This window comes from Pseudomonas syringae (assembly GCF_002157375.1).
GTDB classification, from domain to species: Bacteria; Pseudomonadota; Gammaproteobacteria; order Pseudomonadales; family Pseudomonadaceae; genus Aquipseudomonas; species Aquipseudomonas syringae_T.
Genome location: NZ_MTSA01000013.1, coordinates 43,644 through 63,648 on the forward strand (window position 1 = coordinate 43,644; position 20,005 = coordinate 63,648).

The 20,005-nt window shown below is 51.1% G+C and carries 22 protein-coding genes and 1 pseudogene; 10 read left to right on the top strand and 13 right to left on the bottom strand.

The window, feature by feature from the left end; all coding sequences use genetic code 11:
- Positions 1-2 precede the first annotated feature (2 nt).
- From BW686_RS17250 to BW686_RS17265, 4 genes are all read right to left on the bottom strand, one after another.
- Complete coding sequence (locus BW686_RS17250; RefSeq protein WP_084918767.1) at positions 3-737, bottom strand: IclR family transcriptional regulator; 735 nt, start codon at positions 735-737, stop codon at positions 3-5.
- Positions 738-922: 185 nt separating this feature from the next.
- Positions 923-1,339, bottom strand: a complete 417-nt coding sequence (locus BW686_RS17255) for a hypothetical protein (protein WP_084918768.1) — start codon at positions 1,337-1,339, stop codon at positions 923-925.
- 33 nt (positions 1,340-1,372) lie between these two features.
- On the bottom strand, positions 1,373-1,624 hold the full coding sequence (locus BW686_RS17260) for a hypothetical protein (RefSeq protein WP_084918769.1): 252 nt from the start codon (positions 1,622-1,624) through the stop codon (positions 1,373-1,375).
- Between the two features lie 473 nt (positions 1,625-2,097).
- Positions 2,098-2,553: a hypothetical protein gene (locus BW686_RS17265; RefSeq protein ID WP_084918770.1), complete on the bottom strand. Its 456-nt coding sequence runs from the start codon at positions 2,551-2,553 to the stop codon at positions 2,098-2,100.
- Between the two features lie 749 nt (positions 2,554-3,302).
- Here BW686_RS17265 and BW686_RS17270 point away from each other — a divergent pair.
- Both BW686_RS17270 and BW686_RS17275 read left to right on the top strand, forming a co-directional pair.
- Complete coding sequence (locus BW686_RS17270) at positions 3,303-4,463, top strand: nucleoid-associated protein (protein WP_084918771.1); 1,161 nt, start codon at positions 3,303-3,305, stop codon at positions 4,461-4,463.
- The gene (locus BW686_RS17275; RefSeq protein WP_256898780.1) at positions 4,456-4,959 is read left to right on the top strand and encodes a hypothetical protein; all 504 of its coding nucleotides are present in this window, start codon (positions 4,456-4,458) and stop codon (positions 4,957-4,959) included. Before BW686_RS17270 ends, BW686_RS17275 begins: the two co-directional genes overlap by 8 nt.
- A gap of 45 nt (positions 4,960-5,004) precedes the next feature.
- On the opposite strand, the gene BW686_RS26890 is transcribed toward BW686_RS17275, so the two are convergent.
- Together BW686_RS26890 and BW686_RS27180 are read right to left on the bottom strand one after the other, a co-directional pair.
- Entirely contained in the window at positions 5,005-5,157 is a 153-nt protein-coding gene (locus BW686_RS26890) for a hypothetical protein (RefSeq protein WP_179149299.1), read from the bottom strand.
- 1 nt (position 5,158) lies between these two features.
- Entirely contained in the window at positions 5,159-5,287 is a 129-nt protein-coding gene (locus BW686_RS27180; protein ID WP_256898782.1) for a hypothetical protein, read from the bottom strand.
- Between the two features lie 247 nt (positions 5,288-5,534).
- Here BW686_RS27180 and BW686_RS17280 point away from each other — a divergent pair, with 247 nt between their 5' ends.
- The 3 genes from BW686_RS17280 (at position 5,535) to BW686_RS17290 (ending at position 9,180) form a co-directional block, all read left to right on the top strand.
- The gene (locus BW686_RS17280) at positions 5,535-5,864 is read left to right on the top strand and encodes a hypothetical protein (RefSeq protein WP_084918772.1); all 330 of its coding nucleotides are present in this window, start codon (positions 5,535-5,537) and stop codon (positions 5,862-5,864) included.
- Positions 5,865-6,032: 168 nt separating this feature from the next.
- Positions 6,033-7,001 (top strand): DUF6896 domain-containing protein, encoded by a 969-nt coding sequence (locus BW686_RS17285; RefSeq protein ID WP_084918773.1) that lies wholly within the window; start codon positions 6,033-6,035, stop codon positions 6,999-7,001.
- A 541-nt stretch (positions 7,002-7,542) separates the two neighbouring features.
- A complete protein-coding gene (locus tag BW686_RS17290; protein ID WP_084918774.1) occupies positions 7,543-9,180 on the top strand; it encodes a hypothetical protein in 1,638 nt (545 codons plus the stop codon).
- Positions 9,181-9,547: 367 nt separating this feature from the next.
- Here the strand turns inward: BW686_RS17290 and BW686_RS17300 are convergent, their stop codons facing one another.
- Complete coding sequence (locus BW686_RS17300) at positions 9,548-10,012, bottom strand: hypothetical protein (protein ID WP_084918776.1); 465 nt, start codon at positions 10,010-10,012, stop codon at positions 9,548-9,550.
- Positions 10,013-10,390: 378 nt separating this feature from the next.
- Between BW686_RS17300 and BW686_RS27185 the strand changes: the two genes are divergently transcribed.
- On the top strand, positions 10,391-10,633 hold the full coding sequence (locus tag BW686_RS27185; protein WP_256898842.1) for an HNH endonuclease: 243 nt from the start codon (positions 10,391-10,393) through the stop codon (positions 10,631-10,633).
- Between the two features lie 412 nt (positions 10,634-11,045).
- On the opposite strand, the gene BW686_RS17315 is transcribed toward BW686_RS27185, so the two are convergent.
- A complete protein-coding gene (locus tag BW686_RS17315) occupies positions 11,046-11,597 on the bottom strand; it encodes a TetR/AcrR family transcriptional regulator (protein ID WP_084918778.1) in 552 nt (183 codons plus the stop codon).
- A gap of 595 nt (positions 11,598-12,192) precedes the next feature.
- On the opposite strand from BW686_RS17315, the gene BW686_RS17320 reads away from it, so the two are divergent.
- The 3 genes from BW686_RS17320 to BW686_RS17330 all read left to right on the top strand — a co-directional run bounded on the left by BW686_RS17320 (position 12,193) and on the right by BW686_RS17330 (position 15,808).
- Positions 12,193-13,338, top strand: a complete 1,146-nt coding sequence (locus BW686_RS17320; protein WP_143514198.1) for an MFS transporter — start codon at positions 12,193-12,195, stop codon at positions 13,336-13,338.
- A gap of 567 nt (positions 13,339-13,905) precedes the next feature.
- Positions 13,906-14,847, top strand: a complete 942-nt coding sequence (locus tag BW686_RS17325) for a DMT family transporter (protein ID WP_084918896.1) — start codon at positions 13,906-13,908, stop codon at positions 14,845-14,847.
- A gap of 187 nt (positions 14,848-15,034) precedes the next feature.
- Positions 15,035-15,808 (top strand): hypothetical protein, encoded by a 774-nt coding sequence (locus BW686_RS17330; RefSeq protein ID WP_084918780.1) that lies wholly within the window; start codon positions 15,035-15,037, stop codon positions 15,806-15,808.
- Between the two features lie 181 nt (positions 15,809-15,989).
- Here the strand turns inward: BW686_RS17330 and BW686_RS17335 are convergent.
- Positions 15,990-16,178: pseudogene (locus BW686_RS17335) on the bottom strand (toluene tolerance protein); the annotation flags it as partial.
- A 500-nt stretch (positions 16,179-16,678) separates the two neighbouring features.
- On the opposite strand from BW686_RS17335, the gene BW686_RS26555 reads away from it, so the two are divergent.
- Positions 16,679-17,125: a DUF5625 family protein gene (locus tag BW686_RS26555; RefSeq protein WP_143514199.1), complete on the top strand. Its 447-nt coding sequence runs from the start codon at positions 16,679-16,681 to the stop codon at positions 17,123-17,125.
- Positions 17,126-17,183: 58 nt separating this feature from the next.
- Here BW686_RS26555 and BW686_RS17340 read toward each other — a convergent pair whose 3' ends face one another.
- From BW686_RS17340 to BW686_RS17360, 4 genes are all read right to left on the bottom strand, one after another.
- Entirely contained in the window at positions 17,184-17,630 is a 447-nt protein-coding gene (locus tag BW686_RS17340; protein ID WP_084918781.1) for an NUDIX hydrolase, read from the bottom strand.
- 637 nt (positions 17,631-18,267) lie between these two features.
- The gene (locus tag BW686_RS17350) at positions 18,268-18,507 is read right to left on the bottom strand and encodes a GyrI-like domain-containing protein (protein WP_084918782.1); all 240 of its coding nucleotides are present in this window, start codon (positions 18,505-18,507) and stop codon (positions 18,268-18,270) included.
- 54 nt (positions 18,508-18,561) lie between these two features.
- A complete protein-coding gene (locus BW686_RS17355) occupies positions 18,562-19,500 on the bottom strand; it encodes a 2-hydroxyacid dehydrogenase (protein ID WP_086934823.1) in 939 nt (312 codons plus the stop codon).
- A complete protein-coding gene (locus BW686_RS17360) occupies positions 19,497-19,910 on the bottom strand; it encodes a VOC family protein (protein WP_084918783.1) in 414 nt (137 codons plus the stop codon). The genes BW686_RS17355 and BW686_RS17360 overlap by 4 nt, the downstream gene beginning before the upstream one ends.
- Positions 19,911-20,005 lie beyond the last annotated feature (95 nt).

Below are 20,005 nucleotides of genomic sequence, written 5' to 3' on the forward strand. Positions count from 1 at the left end.
TTTCAGTTAACCGCGTCGGCTTTCAGAGCATCCTTTGAAAGCGGATCGGCCCGATGCTGTTTGCCGCCCAGGCTGCGCGTCAGGTCATCAGCAACGTCAGAGAACACTTTCCCCAATCGCTGGGCATGCTCTTCCGTCAAGCGGCTGGCCGGCCCGGAAATAACCAAGGCCCCGACCAGCTCATTCAATGGCCCGAACACAGGCAGCGCCATCGAGGCCGCATGAGGATCGGTGGCGCCGCACGAATAGATAGGCTCCATTCCCTCCACAGCGTCTGTGACGCGCAACGCCTGCGCACCCGCCGCCCGGTCCATCGGCCGCATATCACCGGGTTGAAGGTGGAGCCGAAGCGGATGAGGCGAATTCACGCGGTACTGACACAGCCGATAGGCGCCATGCCGGACATAAAAAGAAGCGGTCTCCCCGGTTTCATCGGTCAGGCGTTGCAGCCTTGGCAACACATGCCGCTCCAGGTCCAGTGCTTCCTGATAAACAGCGTTAAGCCGCATCACTTCACTGGCCAGCATGTAGCGACCATCCGACAAGCGCGTCACAAAACCATGATTCTCCAGGGACACCATGAGGCGCATGATCGTGCTTTTTATCAGGCCTGTGCGCTCGGTAAGCTCCACCAGATTCAGGGCCGTGTCCCCCACCTGAAACGCGGTCAGAACGGTCAGCACACGATCAGCAGACGCAACACCACTGACGGCTGGCCTTGGACGCGTTTTAACCATTGAATAGATGCTCCACTTGTCATGTGTCGTTCAGCGGTGACTGAACCTGTGGACGTCATTATCCGTTAGCCGCGCCTTGATCGCCATGAGTCAGTTGGGGGCTTCTGACTGAACGGGTTATGCCTGAGCGTCAAAGTGGATCAATCTGATAGGCCCACATGAACACGCCAACGGAAGACGTTGCCTCAACAGGATTTATCTCCCGCCAGCCATCTCCTGACACCCTCGAGGGCAGGACGTTTCGTGCCAACCGCACTCAGTCCTTTTAGGGTGTAAAGCCTGATCAGTGTCGAGGCCCCAGATACTGGGGCGATGTCGATTATGGAGAGATTCAATCGCACGCCTTGGGCGATCATCCGCTGGGTAATTCGACCCTCACGAATCTCTGAGTCGAACTCGTTCTCCACGGTCACGGGGGTGCCCATAGGTGAGTGCTCCAAGCAGAGACGGCTTGCGTCCCGAAGATTTCGATACGCTGCCGCAGCACTCAAATCTGTGTGGATCTCACCGTCAAAACTCCTGGAGTCGGTAAGCAGATCGGTAGCGCTGTTTGTGCAACCGACGAGCAAAATTGACGCAGCAAGAATTTCTGAAAGCTTCACGGATTTTCCTTAGGCAGGACGGATGACTAGACTCTAGACCGACAGCAAGGTAGTTGATAGTGGTGCAGCGGTCTTGAATATCAGATTGGCCTGGCGGGTATCGACACTACACTGATTGCCCGCTTTTACCACCTGTTGTCGCTGGACGTACATCAGTTGTGGGCATATTTGAGGCTCGGTTTTTGGCTGATTGCTGGGTTGTGGAAGCAGCAAAACCATGTAGCCACTCACCAACCCCACGACCAAAGTAAGCAGCGCATTTTTTAGCTCTTTTTTATTCATCATTGCCCACCTCTTTTTTTAAGGGCAACAGTTGGAATAACGGCAGATTTTTTTCTGACCAGGTTTGCTTACTATTTACTGGGGGGTGGTCATCGCGGTCTCGCTCGCTGTGTGATTTCTTGATCGTGCTGTCACGACCCATTGCAGGCGATATTTTCACTGGAGTTTTGCTGTGTCATCGGCAGGGGTTTGCATGGTTTTCGCAAATCCTGAAACCCGAATTTGCGAAGTCAGCTGGACGCGAACAGCCATTATGCGCACGTTGGTTATGTCGAATCGATCCGTTGTCATCGCGACTGGCGACTATGTCGAGATAGCGCAGAGAGGAACCGTCGTCATGGACAACCAGACAGGCTCTGATCGCTGTGCTGCAATCTTGAGTTCAACGTAATGGGGAGAGTCAGCCTTGGCCTCTCGAGCGTGATATCAACATCGATGCGCCAGCAGAAAACCGTCACTGGAAAACTTGAAAACTTTTAAAGCACGATCATATCTTCGATGGCTGCCTCATAGGCATACCTCTCAAATATGAAGGGGCCAATTCCAGCTATGATTTGAGGCTCTTCATAGCCGTTTTCGTAAGCAAATAAAGCCCACGTGAAACATTCATCACTTTGACGAACACATACTGAATAGGCGCCACAGCCCATGTCGCCGCACTCCGGACACATGTAAAGTAGAACACGATCACTTTCTATTTCTGTGTGTTCGCGTAGAAGCAAACGAGACTTGGACACGCTGTTTGACTCCGTAAAGCCCTTGACAAAACAGCCCATAAAATCTGAGTGACCGCCCGCAGCAGACACAAGAGCATCGAGAAGTGAACATTCATTAATGAGGAAATCAATGGAGAGTCGCTCGACCGCGGAGCAACCGTTCAAGGAGCTTCCCGGACGAAATAAACGCTGAGATGAGAGCGAGCTAATGTCCATGCCTGCGAACCATTTTATGCACTGAATACCCGAGGCATTAGATGCATTATCGAAAAAGGAGCCAGCCAGAAAAGACGATTGAGGAGGCAGATCCTAAACGCGCCAATCCTTTGATTATATGGTGTCCCAAGCGAGGTTCGAACCATTAACTGCAGTGACCAACTTATAATCAATCGTATAAAACACATATGGCATTGATTCTTATAGATTTTTTTAAAACATCAATGGCGCACCCAGGCGCGCTTTTGAAGGTACGCAAGTATTCTTTCCAATACAGACTTGCACTTCATCACTTGAAGGAAACCAGACACAAGCCGATATGACATGGTTGAAACCGAAGGTTTCAACCATGTCGGCATGTGACAAAATTGATATCGTTGAGATGCGTGAAAATGACTGAGGCACCGCTCACGAACAGCTTTGGTTAATCTGAGAGGGGCACTACAAGCTAAGCGGCGGGAAGCTGAAGCTCACCGTCGATGTAGGAGATGGATTAAGAGGATGCTGGCACCCTCATCAAGTGCTTAAAAGGCACGTAAAGTGGAGCCTGTACGTAGAGCCCTCACGAACCAACCCCAATCTCTCTCGCGTCAAGCTTCTTGTCAGAATGTCCTAAAGTGGGCACTCAGACCTCCTAGTCTTGAGATTTCGGAATACTGACCTAGAATACCATCATTATGCTACCATGCACGGTTTGCAGCTGACGTCGAAGCGTTCAGAATTTATAGCCACTACGGATGAAAACTAGCATGGATGATCACGCATCAACCTCTCCTCAAACGCCCCCTGAAGCAGAGGCACCAAAGCCTGACGTGAAACCGCTCGTTGTGCTGAACGCATGTGCAGCGAAGTTTTTCAAGAAGACGCTTGGCGGCCTGACGTTCTACGATAGCAACAAGGGAAGCAACTGGAACCTGAAATCCCCAGTGTGCGTTGATTTCGTCAATTTTATCGGTAAAAAATTTTCCAAGAGCGGGAGGATCTACGGATACGTGGACTCTAATATGCTCTCGGCTGCTGCCAACTTTTCAAAATATGCCAGCGATCTGAAATTCGATGCTTTCGTTAATGGTGTCATGACGCAACTGTGCGACGAGGCAAACGACCCCGCACGGCGCTCGCTGAGTGAAGGCTACGTAATATTTTCACACTACCAAGACCACAGGCAGGTGGATCATCTCTTAATCGTTATGCTGGGTAAAAAAGCTGGTTATGACTTCGACGATGACAACAACCTCAACCCGAAAGACACAGAAAGCCTGAACCTTCAGGATTTCCGCCAAGCTGCTTGCATGGATTTGACCGAGTTCAGAAAAGGCTTCCCGCTGAATACGGGTGATTCCTACCTTTACTTTATTAAAGGGAATTCAAAGAGCGAGTTCTTCACTGCTGCTTTGGGCTGCTCAGACTCGATTGCGGGAAAGGTGTGTATCGACAACTTGAAAAACGCCATAGGTGCGTATTTCCAAGAAGAGGCGAGCTCCCTGACAACAACAGAGCGACGCACAATCCACAAGCGCGTCGTTGAATATATTGAAAATAAAGCAGGTGAACGCATACACTTGTCAGAAATTCAGCACGTCATTAACAAATGCCTTAAAGAAGACTCGTCTCACCACGGCGGCCTCATAAAATTCATCTCGGAAAATTTTGAACGTTTCAAAGTGAGCGAAGAGTTCCAGCCCTCGGGTGTCACCGCCAAAAGCATAGCTTATGTTGATCTCAAGCTTCCATCAGGGGAGTTTGCGGGCCGTTTCAAGCTGGGTGCCGTAGCCGTCGACAAAAGTGATGCGGACCTGAGCGTCGACAAAGATTTCGTATATCTAAAGGTTAAGCTTCCAATTGAAGTATCGAACCAACTGAGAAGCATTAACGTTGACAATCCGTCTTCGGGCTCAAAAGATGTTTGATCGCATCTTGCTGGATGACGGCCAGCTCATTTTAAACACGCAGTCGCTCGATATAGGAGAGGTGCATGCGTTTCTCAAAACCTACGGCTGTCATAAACGGGCAGGATGGCAAGGCAAACAGCGAGCAATCACATTCCTGGGTAATTTGTGGGATCGTCACGATGCAGAGCAGAAAGAACCAGGCTCGCGCATCAGGTCGTTGAGGAATTGGGAGCAACGTAGAAAGGGACGACCAAAATTCCAAACCTTCTGCAGCCTGGCGAATGCAGTGACGGTGGAACAGGCGCTGCTTGCAGGTGAGTCCGCAGAAGGTCGAGATTACGACACTTGGATGCAAGCTGTAATTCTTCGCATAGGGGAAACGCTTACTGAGACCCTATACGCACTCAACACACTCGGTGTCGAAGCAACTCACATCGTGGGGATCATGGATGCCTATAGGCAGGAGTATCGCATTGCCCGCGAGGCGCTTGGAAAACCTATGAGTCAGCTCTGAGACCGAGACTGCATCTGTGCAGCCTCGATATCTGGTGAACATCAATCAAGAGCCTTTACGGCCACCTTGATTCGGATTCAGTTGCTTGCCGCGATTCCCTTGCGCCTTATCCCAGACTGCATTCGTTCCTGGTGTACCACGATTAGGATTCTTCCGATCAGAGTTAGCATCTTTAGGCGATTTAGGTGTGTTGGCCATCTCAGTTTTCCTCCTCAGAACGATCTTCCCAATCTTCTGGGCGCTCGTCGTAGCCGCGTGATTGCCAGTACGCGTCGTTGTTGTCGTTGAGCTGATTGGCGCGGTTGTCATCGTCGCTTTTGGTGCTCATAGTTTTGCCTCGTAAGCTTAGTTAACCCTTATGGCGGCTGCCTTGGAACGACTTCATTCTTCAAGGGTTGACCGCAAACCAATAGGGAACTGGGAAGGAAATTTTCTTACCCGAGCGTCAGTTCGCTCGAAATCCGCACCAGCTTGCTCCCCTCAGAGAGGGCTAGTGGCTCGGCAGGCTCAGCATCCGCACTGCGCCATGCGATGCTAGAATCAGTCCCGCGACATCCCTTCCTGCGAGAAACCTCATGAACACAGATTTGACCGAAGAAGAGATGCGCCAAGCCCTCTACGACAGCCCTGCGCCAGCGACACAAGTGACTATATCCCCAGCATCGACACCGATCCTTGATATAGCGGCACCACCGGCAAAACCGCTGACGAAACGCAAGGCCGCGAAGGCGTTCACTCCCCGCCAGCGAGTGACGATGCAGGTAGGCAACGAGTTTGAGGGCAAAACCTACGAGCTGATCCACGAGGCCGACACCTTGAGCACGCTCCTAGCAGAGCAGGAAGCGGTCAAGGTGGCCCGGAGTAAGTACCGCTACGTGGAAGTGATTTCAGAGAAGTCAATGTAAAGCCTGCTGCTCTGAAACTCGAACCGTCACGTTCTTCCACAAATGCTTAGCTCCCCCTCTCACCAGAGGTCTGTCAGCTCCAGAACCCTCCATAGCAACACACTAGCCTATCCATCCGATACGCGGCATGGCTAACTTGCCGATATCTTTCGTATGCACAGGCCCCCTATGGACACTCGACTTGCTACGCTCATCGACGATTACACACAGGCTGTTCGGACTGCTCTGACGCTGATGAAGAAGTCAGGAATCCCTCTTCCATACACCACCTCGGAGTGGAGTAGAACCAACCTGTCAGGGATCAAAAGCTTAATTGATGGAATCAAGTACACGAGCCACGGGAATGGATGCCTGGTGGAGCTACCAGACGGCGATGTAGATTTTGATTTCGGACAGCTGGGAGAAATTTGCGGATTTGATGATTGGCGGATTGCAAATTTTGCGAAGGCCAGACACTCCACCTATGGCTTCGCAACAGACGCAGAGCTGCGCGAATGCTTTAATCATGCAGTAGCAACTAAATCTATCCTCCCCATGGAGAGCCAGCTTTTCCGCCTTGCTGACAGGCCAGTGGAGAATGGTTCCTGCATCGACACTCGGCAAGCGGGCGACCTGCTTCCTTCAAGAGACCGAGATCAGGTGCTTACCCTTCAGGTACACCATTTTCACGCTGCTGACCTGATGCTTGAGCACTATGATTCGCTACTCGCGAAATGGAACAAAACACAGAGACTTAGTCGCGATGATCAATCCGACTTCAGGGTGTACATGAGTTCGTGGCTGGGATTCCTCGCTGTGACATGCGAAGGTTTCAGAAAGCTAAAAATGTATCTACTCCTAAACGATCACCGGCCAGTTGAGTATCAAGAGCTTCTTCCCGAATGTAATAAGCTGAACCGTGCCATCAATGCGCATTTTGACAGCTTACGGAAGTATAGAAACAATGTCTTTCATCTTCGCGACACTGCGGTCGATACCCTAGATTTCCTCGCTCCCAATGCTGGACGTCTTGGTTGGGCGAAGTCAATTCACGCTGACCTCAAGCAGTTTTTCTCTAACTATCGAATTTTGTGCGAATGCCATTACCTGGAAAACGAGAGGGAAAGTGAGTCCGAGTTCGGCCCAAAAGTTCATTGAAACGCAGTGCGTTAACACCCAGATTGTCGGCGCTGATTAAAAACCGGCCCACCTTGCCGGTTGAAAAATTACCCAGGGCAAATTGCCGATTTGTTATAAGCAATTGTGGATTAGGGTAGCAGCCCAGTCCGACAAGTCTCTGACCCAAGCGCCGGCGCGCTCCGCTTGCACTTTCAACAGAGCATTGAATGCGAGCCTGCTCAGATGGCCCCGTATTGAGGTTCCGTGCCCTTGTTGACGGTGGGGCTGCCGGCCAGGCAGTTCCTTCTGATGAACGAGCCCTCGCGCAGATCCTCTCCTGCGGTTGCGCCCGCCCCACTCCGCACATCCGCTGCGAGCTGACATTGCCGGATACTTGCGGGGTCACCAACCAAGGGACATCAGGACTCCTAACTTAGATCCTGGCTCTACCTGCACGGCTCAACGCCCCCCCCTATACGACCTTGGATGACAGCCGTACACTTCAATCGAAGCAGCGAACACGTCACAAGAATGTACGAAGATATAAAGCCATCCACTAACTCAGCGCAATAGGAAAGAAATGCAACAGCTAGAAAACATGATTGATGAGCTTTTTGATGAAAACCCCATCCTAAAGCTGCCATTTCCATACATTTACAACCAGTTCTGCCAAATTGTCACGCATAGCCTTCTTGATACCAAGGAAGTGCCATTCAGCACCCTAATACCCTACGCCTTTATATTCAATAAAGTCACAAACTTCACTAACCACACCCTAGAATCATGCACCGACTCAATGTATGAAATTAACCAGGAAGACTTCAAACATCTTTTTGCCTGCGCCAACCTAAACATAGTATTCCCCTTTATTCGACATGAAATCTACAGCCTGACACAAAAAGGTGAAACTGAATGGTACATTGACTATACCAGCAACGACGCTGAAACCCACGAACTAAACGACATCATAGTTACCCAGCTATCACTACCGGTAATCCCCGCACTTGAGCGCAGCCCAAAAACCTTGGCGGAAAACATTAGACACCGGCTAATCAGGGGAGAATCGATGGATCCATTAGCTTATCGTGAATACATAGCCGCGATGTACACTAACCCGAAAAACACTTTTATCGAAGCGGACATCGTCCCGGACGAGTTCTATACGCATATTGGTTTTTCGTCAGCAGAAGAATTCAAAAGAATCAGAAACGCGTTCGTGTGCGTTGGCCAAACCTACATTGACGTGTCGATCATGGTCAACATGCACCTAGCGGCAAACGAGATCTACGACAGCCCTCTAGGCAATCAGCTGTGGCAAGGCCTAGCTATGGCCAAACTCAAGAACTCCGTACTCAAAGAGCATATCCTGGATCTAACCAAGTCATCCGATGAGGATTACGAGAAATTCTCCGAATTTTTCTTTTGTGGCGCAGGCGAAAACACCGAACTGCACAACAAGTTTATACCTCCCTTCTGGCAAATTGAAGACGAGATCTACTTCTGCCCTGCCATAGTCCCAACTCTCTTGGGCGCCCGAAATCTTCTTATCTCCATTCAAAACAACAAAATCAAAAAGAAGAAATACAAATATGACAATATGATTTCCAAGCTATTTGAGCCTGCACTGCTAAGAAGAGCAAAAAGTCACTTTGAAGCGCACGGCTTCGAAACAGCTTTTGAGAAGAATTTCGAAGGTGGAGAAATTGACCTCCTAGCGTACTGCAAGAAATCTCACTCCATCATCACAATCCAAGCAAAAGCGACACTTTATGCCGAATCTGCCCGTATGGCCATAAGGCTGGGCGACAGAGTATTGGAAGGTATTGATCAAACAATTCGCTTCGACATGCTAGATAAAAACTCCAAGGAAGCACTTTACAAAAAAGCATTCCCTGAAATCAAAAATACAGAAGGGGTTAATCACCTCCGCGCTATTCTCACCAACTCCGGATTTGGAACCACTTTTAGCTGGGAGAAATTGGAAGAACATAACATCACCCCAATAAACTGCAATATTCTCAGAAACATTCTCCCACACTGCGAATCTCTACCTGACCTCCCCCAGAAGGTAAGCCAGTTCATTCAAAGGGCCAAGGCTGAAATTGAGTTTGATGAAACCACAAAGTTATTCGACCTGCCTGGACACACCATCTACCAAAGACATGTTGAGCCGTTAGGTATGAAAAAACTGTTCGATGCTCAGTATTGGGGCGAATAGTTAGAAACGACATCATCTAGGCCTTATACAGAGGCCTCGAGATCGCTCCGGGTAAGTGATCAGTGCCGACAGCGGTGCTGAGAGACCACTGGCCAATGCGGGCATCAACGCCATGGTGGCGGCATATAGGCCTACACAGAGCGCAGCGTGCTCCGGAAGATTCTTCTTCACCAAGGGTACATTCAGCACGTTTGCTGTGGCGATGCCCGTACCGATAAGCAACGGGCGGGTGTCTGCAGCGATCTGTGACGGCGTCCTTGGTTGCAAACCATTCATCATTGATTAGATATGGCACTGTCTTCCCTCAGGTAATGTCTCTCGCAAATTATTCGGTATGGCGGGGAGAGTTAACTACCTCCTTTATAGGTCAAGCTTCGAAAAAAACACGGCAGGCGTTCATCAAAGCAGTTGCGTCATTTGAAGCTCGGTGGTGCCTGGTTGTCGGCAGTAGTCGATAAATATCGCTGGCAGCCTGCCGCCCCACGAACACCTCCAAAGGCTTCAACTCGAAGGTAGGTCTCACATCTGCTGCCTCATAAAGGACGTCGAACCAAAACACGTCTTGAGGTGAGTCGCTGCAAAGCAGCTGCCCTGAAAACAGCTGATTCATTCGTTCCGCCACGGTGTGTGGATTATCACCTTCCTGAAGCAAATGATCCGGAGTGAGACCATGCATGTCTTGCGCATCGAACGACCAGTGCGTCCAGTACCGGACTGGCTTGATAAGCGAGCTAAAGGAGGTCTCACTCGACACGACAGCGACTTCGATAGGATAGCTGTCAGGCGCTATTCCAGAGGCTTCAAAATCAATAAAAAAAGAAGGCCGTTCCACCTTGCTGCTCCTGTTTGAGACTGCGATTTTCAGCGGATACAACGACCGCTTGTGTGCTTGCCCCGCCATCGCTCGAGCCAGCCGTTCTGGCTGGTAGGAGCTTGTGCAGCTCGGTGATTTTTCAGATGCTGCATCTCACGCTGCCATTCAGTCAGAAACTTCTTCCAGTCACGCGCATATGGCCCCTCAGGGAGTCGCGTAGAGCGCATGCCTGATAGCGTTGCCTTGGTGAAGATCCACGACCGTGATGGTTATCACTGCAGATTTTGTGGAGTGCCGGTTATCCGCAAAGAGGTACGCACGTTGCTAAGCAAATGCTACCCAAATGCCTTACGTTGGGAGCGCACGAACCTAGGACAACACGCTGCTTTCCAGGCTATGTGGGCACAGTACGATCACGTCTTGGCCCATGCACGAGGCGGTGATAACAGTATCGACAACACGATCCTCACTTGCGCGCCCTGCAACTTTGGCAAGATGAACTACACGCTGGAGGAGCTGAATCTCGTGGATCCTAGAGTTCGCCCGCCAGTAGCAAGCTCATGGGATGGTCTAGAACGGCTACTTAAAACGGAGTCGGTTTCTCGCCGTTACGACGAGATATCCGGGTGCAAGATATAGGATCGCCAAACCGCCGTCTGTTCCTGGGTACGGACGTCCGGCGTACCTATGCGGATGCACATCGCAGCTCCTGGCTCTCCAGCAAAGCGAGAGTCGTTCTGCCTTCGAATCGGTTGGAGAATTACATTCCACCTGACCAGGCGTTTGCATCGGACTTGACCCGCAAATTTCGTGTCCTTGACCGGCAGAAATCGGCCAGAAGCGGTCATTCGACTTGGTTTCCGTTCTGATTGAAATACCATAGGTCTCAGGCGATGCCCATATATAGGTATGGCACCCGGAGGCCATCATGTTCGTCTCATCATTGAAGAACGATGTGACTACAGCTACATATTCCGTATATGCTGGATATGCTGGATATGCTGGATATGCTGGCCAGATAGCGACTTCCTTTCCTGTCCACCACTAAATATTACAACTCGGATAGCCTAACTATCATTTTGTGAGCGTCTTCACGAGCAATCGGGGTTACTGATCGATGAAGAATGATTCCTTCAATCAAAGCATCTAGCGCGACTGCTGACAAGGGGGAGAAATAGAGTTTGAGTGTTCCTCTGATTTCAAGCATCCAGTCTTTCATAACATTCTTCATGACAGGGTTACGACCCGCAAAAATATAGAGCTCGCAAGTCAGCTGGATCGTTCTAGTGCCGAATGTGGATTTTTCAAAGATAACATCCACTATTGCATGGCAAGCGTCTTCTTTAGTCTTTGCTTTTCGAATTACTGCTGCAAATCGAGTAGATACGGACTGAGCCAACAGCTGAAATGCCTCCAGCAGCAGCTCCTGCATGCTCGGGAAGTAGTGTGTAAGTGAACCGAGAGGCACGCCCGACAGTTCGGAAATTTTTCGGTACGTTGTGCATGCAACCCCGTGCAGCTCGATGCAGTCTAGGGTTGCCTTGAGGATATGCTCCCTACGATGAGGGTCTTGCTGCCAAGTCTTCCGTTTCTCGTTCGTCATGCATGCTCCCATCTCAGTCAGCTGACACTAGCATAAGACGTAAAATCGTACAAATGTACGATTTCATTGACCTTGATCAGCGCTCACAGTAGGATAGAAATCGTACATCTGTACGGTTTCTACTGCTGAGCAAGAGACCGAGCCAAATAGTTGCTGTGATAGGAAACTTTGGGATGAACAAATTGACCGGTGTTGTTGATGGTTTTTTGTATGACGCGAATTTCGACAAATCGCTTATTGGTTTGAGGAAGAACCCGTACCAGATTGCTTGAAGAGATTTTATGAAAGCACTGAATACAGCAACTCAAGCATCGTTTCTTAGGCTGACATTCGGTAACAGTCGGTGCAGGGCATCGCTGATTGTCATGGTGACAGTTGACCCCTCCGGGCACAGAGCGGCTGCGCGCTGAAGCGTATTGCCCAAGATGCCGACGAAAACTTGGCTACTCACCAGACGTCTTCACTGTCGAGTGCTACATCCATAAGAAATGAGCCTAGCTGTTAAGGTCGCATGCATCATGCCAAGTTTTTTACTATCGGTCTGCAACATAAGTTACGGGCGTAGTGTCCATTTGCCAACAACAGGCTTTAGTAGATGAATAGTACGGAACAAGCTTTTTTTACCTCTAATACGCTACCTGCTTCCAGATATGCATTCTTCCTGGCCGGATGTGGCATGGGCGCATGGGCACCTTTGGTGCCATTTGCTAAGGAAAGGGCGCAAATAGGTGAGGCGGAACTTGGTCTGCTCCTCCTGGGCCTTGGTACCGGAGCAATGTGCATGATGCCGTTTGTGGCCCGTTTAGCGAATCGAGTTGGCTGCAGAAGTACGGTCTATCTTGCAAGCGCTTTTACCGCTGTCGGCTTGGTTGGCCTGGCAACAGCCACCTCATACTGGGTGCTCTTGGCTTTTCTGCTTCTGTTTGGGGCCGCCATCGCTACAGCCGATGTAAACATGAACCTTCAAGGCTCGCTTGTTGAGCGCCACCACGGCAAGCAGATGATGTCTGGCTTTCATGGGCTGTTCAGCGTCGGGAATATTTTCAGCGCGGGCACGATTAGCTTGCTGCTCTGGCTCGGCCTCAATCCCATACAGTCAATCGTTATATTGGCTCTTGGATTGGGCATGGCGCTCTTGTATTTTGGTCGTTACATGCTCCCGTTCGCGGAGCTGGAGGGGGCGCCAGCCAAGACGAAGCCAACCAAGCTGGTGTTGCTACTGGGGGCGCTGTGCTTCATCGCTTTTCTGGTTGAAGGTTCAATGCTCGACTGGAGCGCCGTCTATCTGACTTCGAACCGAGATATGGAGCCTAGTATCGCGGGCATCGGTTACGCCGCGTTTTCCGTAACTATGGCAGTAGGGAGACTGTTAGGCGATTGGATCGTAAGCAAGCTCGGATCGCGAGCAGTGCTACTTGTAGGAAGTGTACTGGCAATGGGCGGCATGGCCTTGGCGGTGGGCATCGACCATTGGATAGTTTCGGTTTTGGGGTTCGTACTCGTCGGATTAGGAATTTCGAATCTCGTTCCGATATTTTGTTCCAAGGCCGGGCATCAGACTGCTATGCCCGTCGCTCAAGCTCTGGCAATCATCAATGCGATTGGCTACCTAGGCATACTGATGGGGCCGGCTGCGATTGGATTTATCGCTCATGCTACGTCCCTAAGCCTCTCTTTGCTCTTAACCTCTGCGTCACTGATCCTCGTCCTCTGCAGCGCTAAGATCGCATCATACAAATAGCATTGGGCCTGGCAGGTGGTCGCCATCTCGGGGCACAGATGGCGATTACCTTTATCTTCCTGGATTACCCTGCTGCCGCGCTGGAGGGGGGAGATTCTCTCGCCCTGATACTTTCCCACTCCATAAGCGCCCAGCGTAAAAGTAGCACCCGATCCTTGGAGAAGAAATATCCAGCGAGCATCTTCCTTAGCGGCGTACTCGGCACCTTCACTCGTTTTTTATACCACTTCGCTACAAGGCTACATGGATGTCTACGCACCGTAAGCGTCTGCCGAAATCACCTTGCATGGCTCAGGCAAATACGCCCGAAAGGATAGTTGGGGGATCTCGTTCCGCCTCGATAATGGGTGAACGGAAACTCTACAAAAAGGATCTGCAAATGGTCATTGGCAAGGCAATGTTTGTTGATCCCCCTCGTAGAGATTTGAGGCTCCGAGTTAACTTACCAGCCATGGTGTTCATGATTGCCAATGCCCTCTCACTAAATTATTCTAGGTCTTTCTGGGTACCGCTGACATAAAGTTCTTGGCAAGGCATTCGGTATAAATGTCTTCCTTGGGGACAGCTATGTCATACCGAACCTTTTGGTCTATCGCGCTTTTACTGGTCACGGCTGTATGGGGCTGGAGCTTTGTAGCTAAGCACGAAACGTTGGCAGTCATGGCTCCATCCACGCTTAACGCATGGATGTTCACCTTAGCGGCTTTAGCGCTTCTTCCATTTTCAATCCGCTCATTTCGACATCTGAAGCCGCGTGACTGGGCGAATGCAGTATTTGCTGGAATAGTCCTCTTTGCCGCGTTCTCACTGCAGACTTCAGGGACAGCCCTCACAACGCCCTCCAATGCCGGGTTCATCACGGGCTTGTGCACAGTCTTCACTCCGCTGTTTGTTTATTTTATAGGTAGAGGACGCCCAAGCCCTAAACAGGCAGCAGGAACAGTGATTGCCGTATTTGGGCTCGCTCTACTGAGCCTTGACGGATTCGCGCTGCACTACGGTGATCTATTGATTTTGGGGTGTGCTGCATGCTTCGCATTACACATCGTGATCGTCTCAACGTTCGCAACACCCGCCATTTCCATGGCATCAACTTCAATCCAGCTAGGGCTGGTTGGCTCGCTTTCTTTGATATGGAGCTTGGCCGGTAACCAGTTTTCTTTTCCCAGCGCGCTCCCTTCGACAGTTACCATCCTTTCGCTCGCGCTGTTCGCTACTGCCTTGGCTTACGCCATTCAAAATCGCGCTCAGACTGTGCTAGCTCCTGAAAAAGTCGCCCTAATACTTATTTGCGAACCCGTGTTTAGTGGGGTTTTTGGTTATTTTCTCGCTGGAGATCGTTTCCCCCCTGAAAGACTTGCAGGGGCGGCGCTAATCCTTCTGGGCATTGCAGTCACCGAGCTTAGAATCGCGCGTACGGAAGGGAGACCAAACCGTCCTGCGGGACGATGCGCAGATGGCTTGCGATCAGAGGCAAGCGAGGCGCGCAACCCGGCCAGACGAACCTAAGAGTTCACATAGAACCGAAAGTCGCGAAGCAGCCTCTCATGCTTACCGGAGGCGACCTCGATGACACGTGCACCGTTCGCCTTTGGCTTGCCCGCCGGCGAAGAGTATTGCCATACCCTGAACTGGATTCGCCTTATGTCTCGGTTGGGACTGTAATCGCCTTTGAAATTTCAATTATTGAGTACACATGATGCAGTTTAGCGAAAGTAGCGATATAACGCTGGTGGTCACCAGTTGCGGACGGTTCGACCTGTTGACGCGCACGCTTGAAACGTTTGACCAGTTCAACTCCGCACCGATTCGCGCCGTGCTGATCACCGAAGATTCTGGGGATGCTCAGGTTGAAGCCTGTATTCCCGAGCATTGGCGCCCGTTCACCCGCTTTATCATTAACAACCCCAAGTTGGGGCAGATGCGTTCGGTGGATGCCGCTTATGCGCTGATCCAGACATCCTGGGTATTCCACTGCGAGGACGACTGGGATTTTTACCGCCCAGGTTTTGTTGAAGAGTCCATGACTCTGCTGGAAAACGACCGTCAGGCATTGCAAGTCTGGCTGCGCAGCTACAACCATGATCTTCGGGTGCATAGCCCTTACCTGTACCTCAATGCCCGGGAGGTAGTGCAGGGCATCGCCTTCTACAAGCTGGGCTCGCACAAGCCCGAGTGGCAGGGTTTTTCATTTAATCCTGGCCTGCGGCGCCTGGCTGACTATAAAGAACATGCCCCCTATGCCGCGCACAGCGGCGAAAAGAAGCTGGCGGGCATTTATGCAGCGCATAACCGTTACGCGTTGATTCTTGAAAACGACGCGGTCTTGCACACTGGCTTCGACAACCATGTCGAGCTCCCTCAGGAACGCGTTAACAAGCAGCGGCGTAAGCTTCGTGATCGCATTAAATTGCTCGCGGTACTGGTTGTCGGGGTAATGGTAGGTTGGGCTTTCAGTAATGTTGGCTGACAAGCTGAACACAGACTCGGGCAAAGATCGCCGCTTGCTTCAGGGCAGCTTTGGTTGCCTGTATTGTGAGCTACATCCTTTGGGATTCGGCCAAGTCCACCAATAACCTGTTTTACGCATTGATCGCTTTGCCAGGGCAGGTCTTCCTGATGCCCGTTGAGGACAGCCGCTTGTTACCTCCGATCAGCCATTGGCGATCCTGCTCGTAACGCAGCACGTGCTTGAAGTTGCGCAGGGGGCGGTGGAAGGTTTTCATGTCGGATATGTCGATCAGACCGAGTGTACCGTCCGGGGTGAGGATCACGTTGGCCAGATGCATTGAGCGAAAATAGATCCCTTTTTCATGCAGGTCGATTTCATCCCTACCCAACGAGACGAATGCCCATATTTTTTCGCGACTTTCAGGAAGTAGGCATACCTGACGACTGAGGGGGCAGCCAAGCGGCTGCTTTTGGCCGATTTCTGCCGGTCAAGAACACGAAGTGCGCGGGTCAAATCCGATGAAAACGCTTGGTCGGCGTCGAATGCAAATGACTGGTCACGTCCATGAATTACGCAGCGGTCAGCGGGCGGCGGCGATCAGGAGTCCAATCCAGTAGATGCGCCTGGATGGGCATGTCCAGTATTCTCACCGGCAGGATGTTTCCACGTGCCTGCCTACGCAGCGCGCCAGTGAGATTAACGGGCTGCGGCTGCAGACGTGGTCTGCACGTTTAAACAGACATTGCCTGTCCCCTTGTTTGACGATATCCATATATATTGCCCTTGCACGTGTGTGCATGGAGGCTGGCTTTGCTTAGGAAAATAGTAAACCGTGTACTAGCGCTTTTAGGGGTTGTAATCGTCTCTATCGCGCTCATAAGAGTGCTGGTGGATGCCAGCCATTCACCATCCTATAGCGTGCCGCTCGAAATCTATCGCCCCGTCAGCAAGACCAACTTATCGGTACGTGTAAGCAAATCTGATACCTACACGGTTTCTCTGAGCTACCCCTACATCGACGGTGGCCAACGGGAAAAAGCTTGGACGCTTGCAGGAGGTGGATCACTCAACGGCGGCTCAAGGCAAGAGCCGGGTTCTCCATTTACTTTTCAAATCCGCATTAATGAAATCCCAAGCGGAAAAGAGATGTTGAATCAGGAAGTCACCCACCCAAAATTGACCTCGTGGGGCAGCAGAAATTTAAACGCTGACTTGGTTCGTGTAAAACTTGAACGTGGTCGTTATCAAGTGTTTGTGCAGCGCTCTGGTAGCTTGGCCGAAGCGCCCCCCGCCGAACTCCAGCTTCAGTTTCATAGGGCACATCAAGGAAAGTGACGTTGGCTTACTGAGTCGACCGCATGCGTTAGATAGCAGCTCTTTTCTATCGTCAGATTCAGTCCAACAGCGAAGCTTCCATGAGCAGATCAGATAGCCCCTCAGGGACTAATCGGGAAGTGGCAGTGAAACTGGAACTGTTATGCCACGAAGCTCTGAACGATGCACCGTCACTTTCACAGCCGTCTAGCCAAGGTTTCTCATAGACCGTTACGTCGTCAAATCTTGCGTCGTATATCTGAACGATCTCGTGTCCAGTCTTACCCTCGTAGATGAAAATACTTTCCAAGGTGCCAATCAATCGGACGTCGCTGATCGAAAGGCCCAGCTCCTCCTGCACCTCTCGGGCAATGGCATCGATACTCCGTTCACCAAATTCAATACCTCCACCTACAGGACGAAAAAGAGTCTGCCCTCCAGCAGCGTCATGGAACTGGTTGACCAGTATTTTTCCGTGATGATGAAAGATGCAAAGCGCGAGTGGGCGAATGCGCGGCTCTGGCATGAGTGAAACTCCCTTTAGATTGTCGAGCAGTCGGTACTGCCTCCCAGGCTAGGGGTCAGTGGCCGCCAGATGGCGGAGCATGATACTCCATCTGTGAACATGGAATTTCAGGCATTGACCTTCCTCAGTAGCGCAATCCTGCACTGCAGAAAGCCACAGGACGGCAACTATCATTACGTGCATTACGGTTATTTCGAATCGATCCTATGCGTTCCCTGCTTCCGACTATGTTGAGATAGAACATGGAGGAAACCGTCATCATGGACAGTCAAGCAAGAGAAGCCAGAGAGGCTCTGATCGCTGTGCTAAGCACTGCAGCGTCTATGGGCATCGACATAGATCAGCTATGCCATCTGTCCGCAGAAGAACTGTCGTGTGAAGACGTCCGGGAGGATGTGAAGCCCTACGTCGCTGGTGCGATTTACCAGCTAGCGGTTTGCATGAACTACGTCGTTGATCCCGGTTGATCTGGATTGTCAGCGACCACCCTCGGGGGTGATCAGTGGTTAGATTATCGACGTTTTAGAGTTGGTAATCCTGCTGCTCACAATGCCTTCCCGATCCGACGCCTGAGCTTGACGGAGCTGTCTGGAATACTCACCTACCCAGCTCCAACAATTACAGGTCGATCCCACGATTATGGTGCCATGGGTCTGGAAAGCGGTATCCAGACATCCAAGTAACCACTGCCTTTAGACGGTTCGAAATCGGAACTGTGCTGTTCGAACTCAGAGGCATCGGCAAGCTCATAACGAGATCTAGGAATCCAGTGGTTGAAAATGGTGAAAAATGTTTTATGGATTGCCGAGATGTGCCCTAGGTGTCGGAACGCAGCATAGTTTTGCGTTGGAACTTTGAAGTACCTAACTAAGCCCAAGCTTTTAGCTGTAGCAGTCGGCTTGTCTTAGTAAACCCACGACATCAAACCTAATCAATAACCAAGCGTGTAACTGACACCCAAGGGTATATCGCCGGTTTTACGATACTGAAGTATATTACGCGCGACTATTAACGAAGCGGTCTTAGTGTTGGTTGTCGCTGCGCAGTGAGGTAGAACTGAAACCTTGGTGTGGAGCCACTGCCACGCATCTGCGGGTAGCGGCTCGATATTGAACACATCTAGCACCGCATGCCCCAGGTGTCCGCTGTCCAGTGCGCTTTTCAAGGCGTTCTCATCAAAAATGGCCCCGCGACCAAAGTTGATCACGCTGGCACCGACTGGTAACCGCGCGAGCTGGTGGGCGTCCATCAACCCCGTAGTCTGGGCAGTGAGCGGCAACAAGCAGATCAAGATATCTGTTGCTTTCAACATCTGCTGCAACCCTTCCGGCCCGGAAAAACATGTAACTCCAGGGATGTCTTTGAGCAGGCGACTCCATCCTTGAACCTTGAAGCCCAAGGTAAGCAGTAGTTTTATCGAGGCTAAGCCCATCTCGCCCATCCCCATGATACTAACTGTCCTCGCCTGAGCCGCAACATATGGTCGCGCAGACCATATTTGCTGCCTTTGCTGGCTAGTGTATAGCGGTACGTGTCGGTGGAGATGCAGTGTCCAGGTTAGTACGGCTTCGCCCATAGCAGCGGCGAGGTGAGGGTCAACCAATCGCACAATCGTGACTGCTGCAGGGTCAACGTTCGAGACTAGCTGCTCCACGCCAGCCCAGACGCTTTGGATCCAGCGCAGATTCGGAAATTTTGCTAGATCTGCGGGATCTGGGTTTGCGACGATTGCGAAACTGCAGTCCTCAAGGTCAGTATTAGACAGTAGAGAAAAAGGCACGACACGTTCATCTGGCATGGCGCGTACCAGCGGGCCGATCCAGTGATCTACCTGCTCAGGCGCTGCGATGAAAGGAATGACATGTTTCATATAGCATATACCTGGTCGGCGTCATCAAAGCCCTTGATCTCGATGGCGTTTCCGGAGGGATCCTTTATAAACAGTGTGGCCTGCTCTCCAGGTTCACCTTCGAAGCGAGTCGTGGGTTCCAACATGAACTCCGTGCCATGGTCTCTAAGTCGCTGAACAACCGACCGCCAGCCCGCCATAGGTAGGATGACACCAAAATGCGGCATCGGTACCTGGTGGGAACCGACCAGACCTGTGTTTTCTGTTGCAAACGGCTTACCTAAGTGAAGGGAAATCTGATGCCCGTATAAATCGAAGTCGATCCATGTTTCCGCACTTCGCCCCTCCCGGCATCCCAGCGCCGTAGAATAAAACTCTCGCGCCGCAGCTAAATCAGAGACGTGGTAAGCCAAATGGAATAGCGATCTCATGGGAGCTTCCTCTAGTTTCGTTCGTTGACGCGAATGTATCGGGGAAGCAGCGAAAGTGATAACTTGTAATTATTGAGGTGAGCATTAGGAAAACT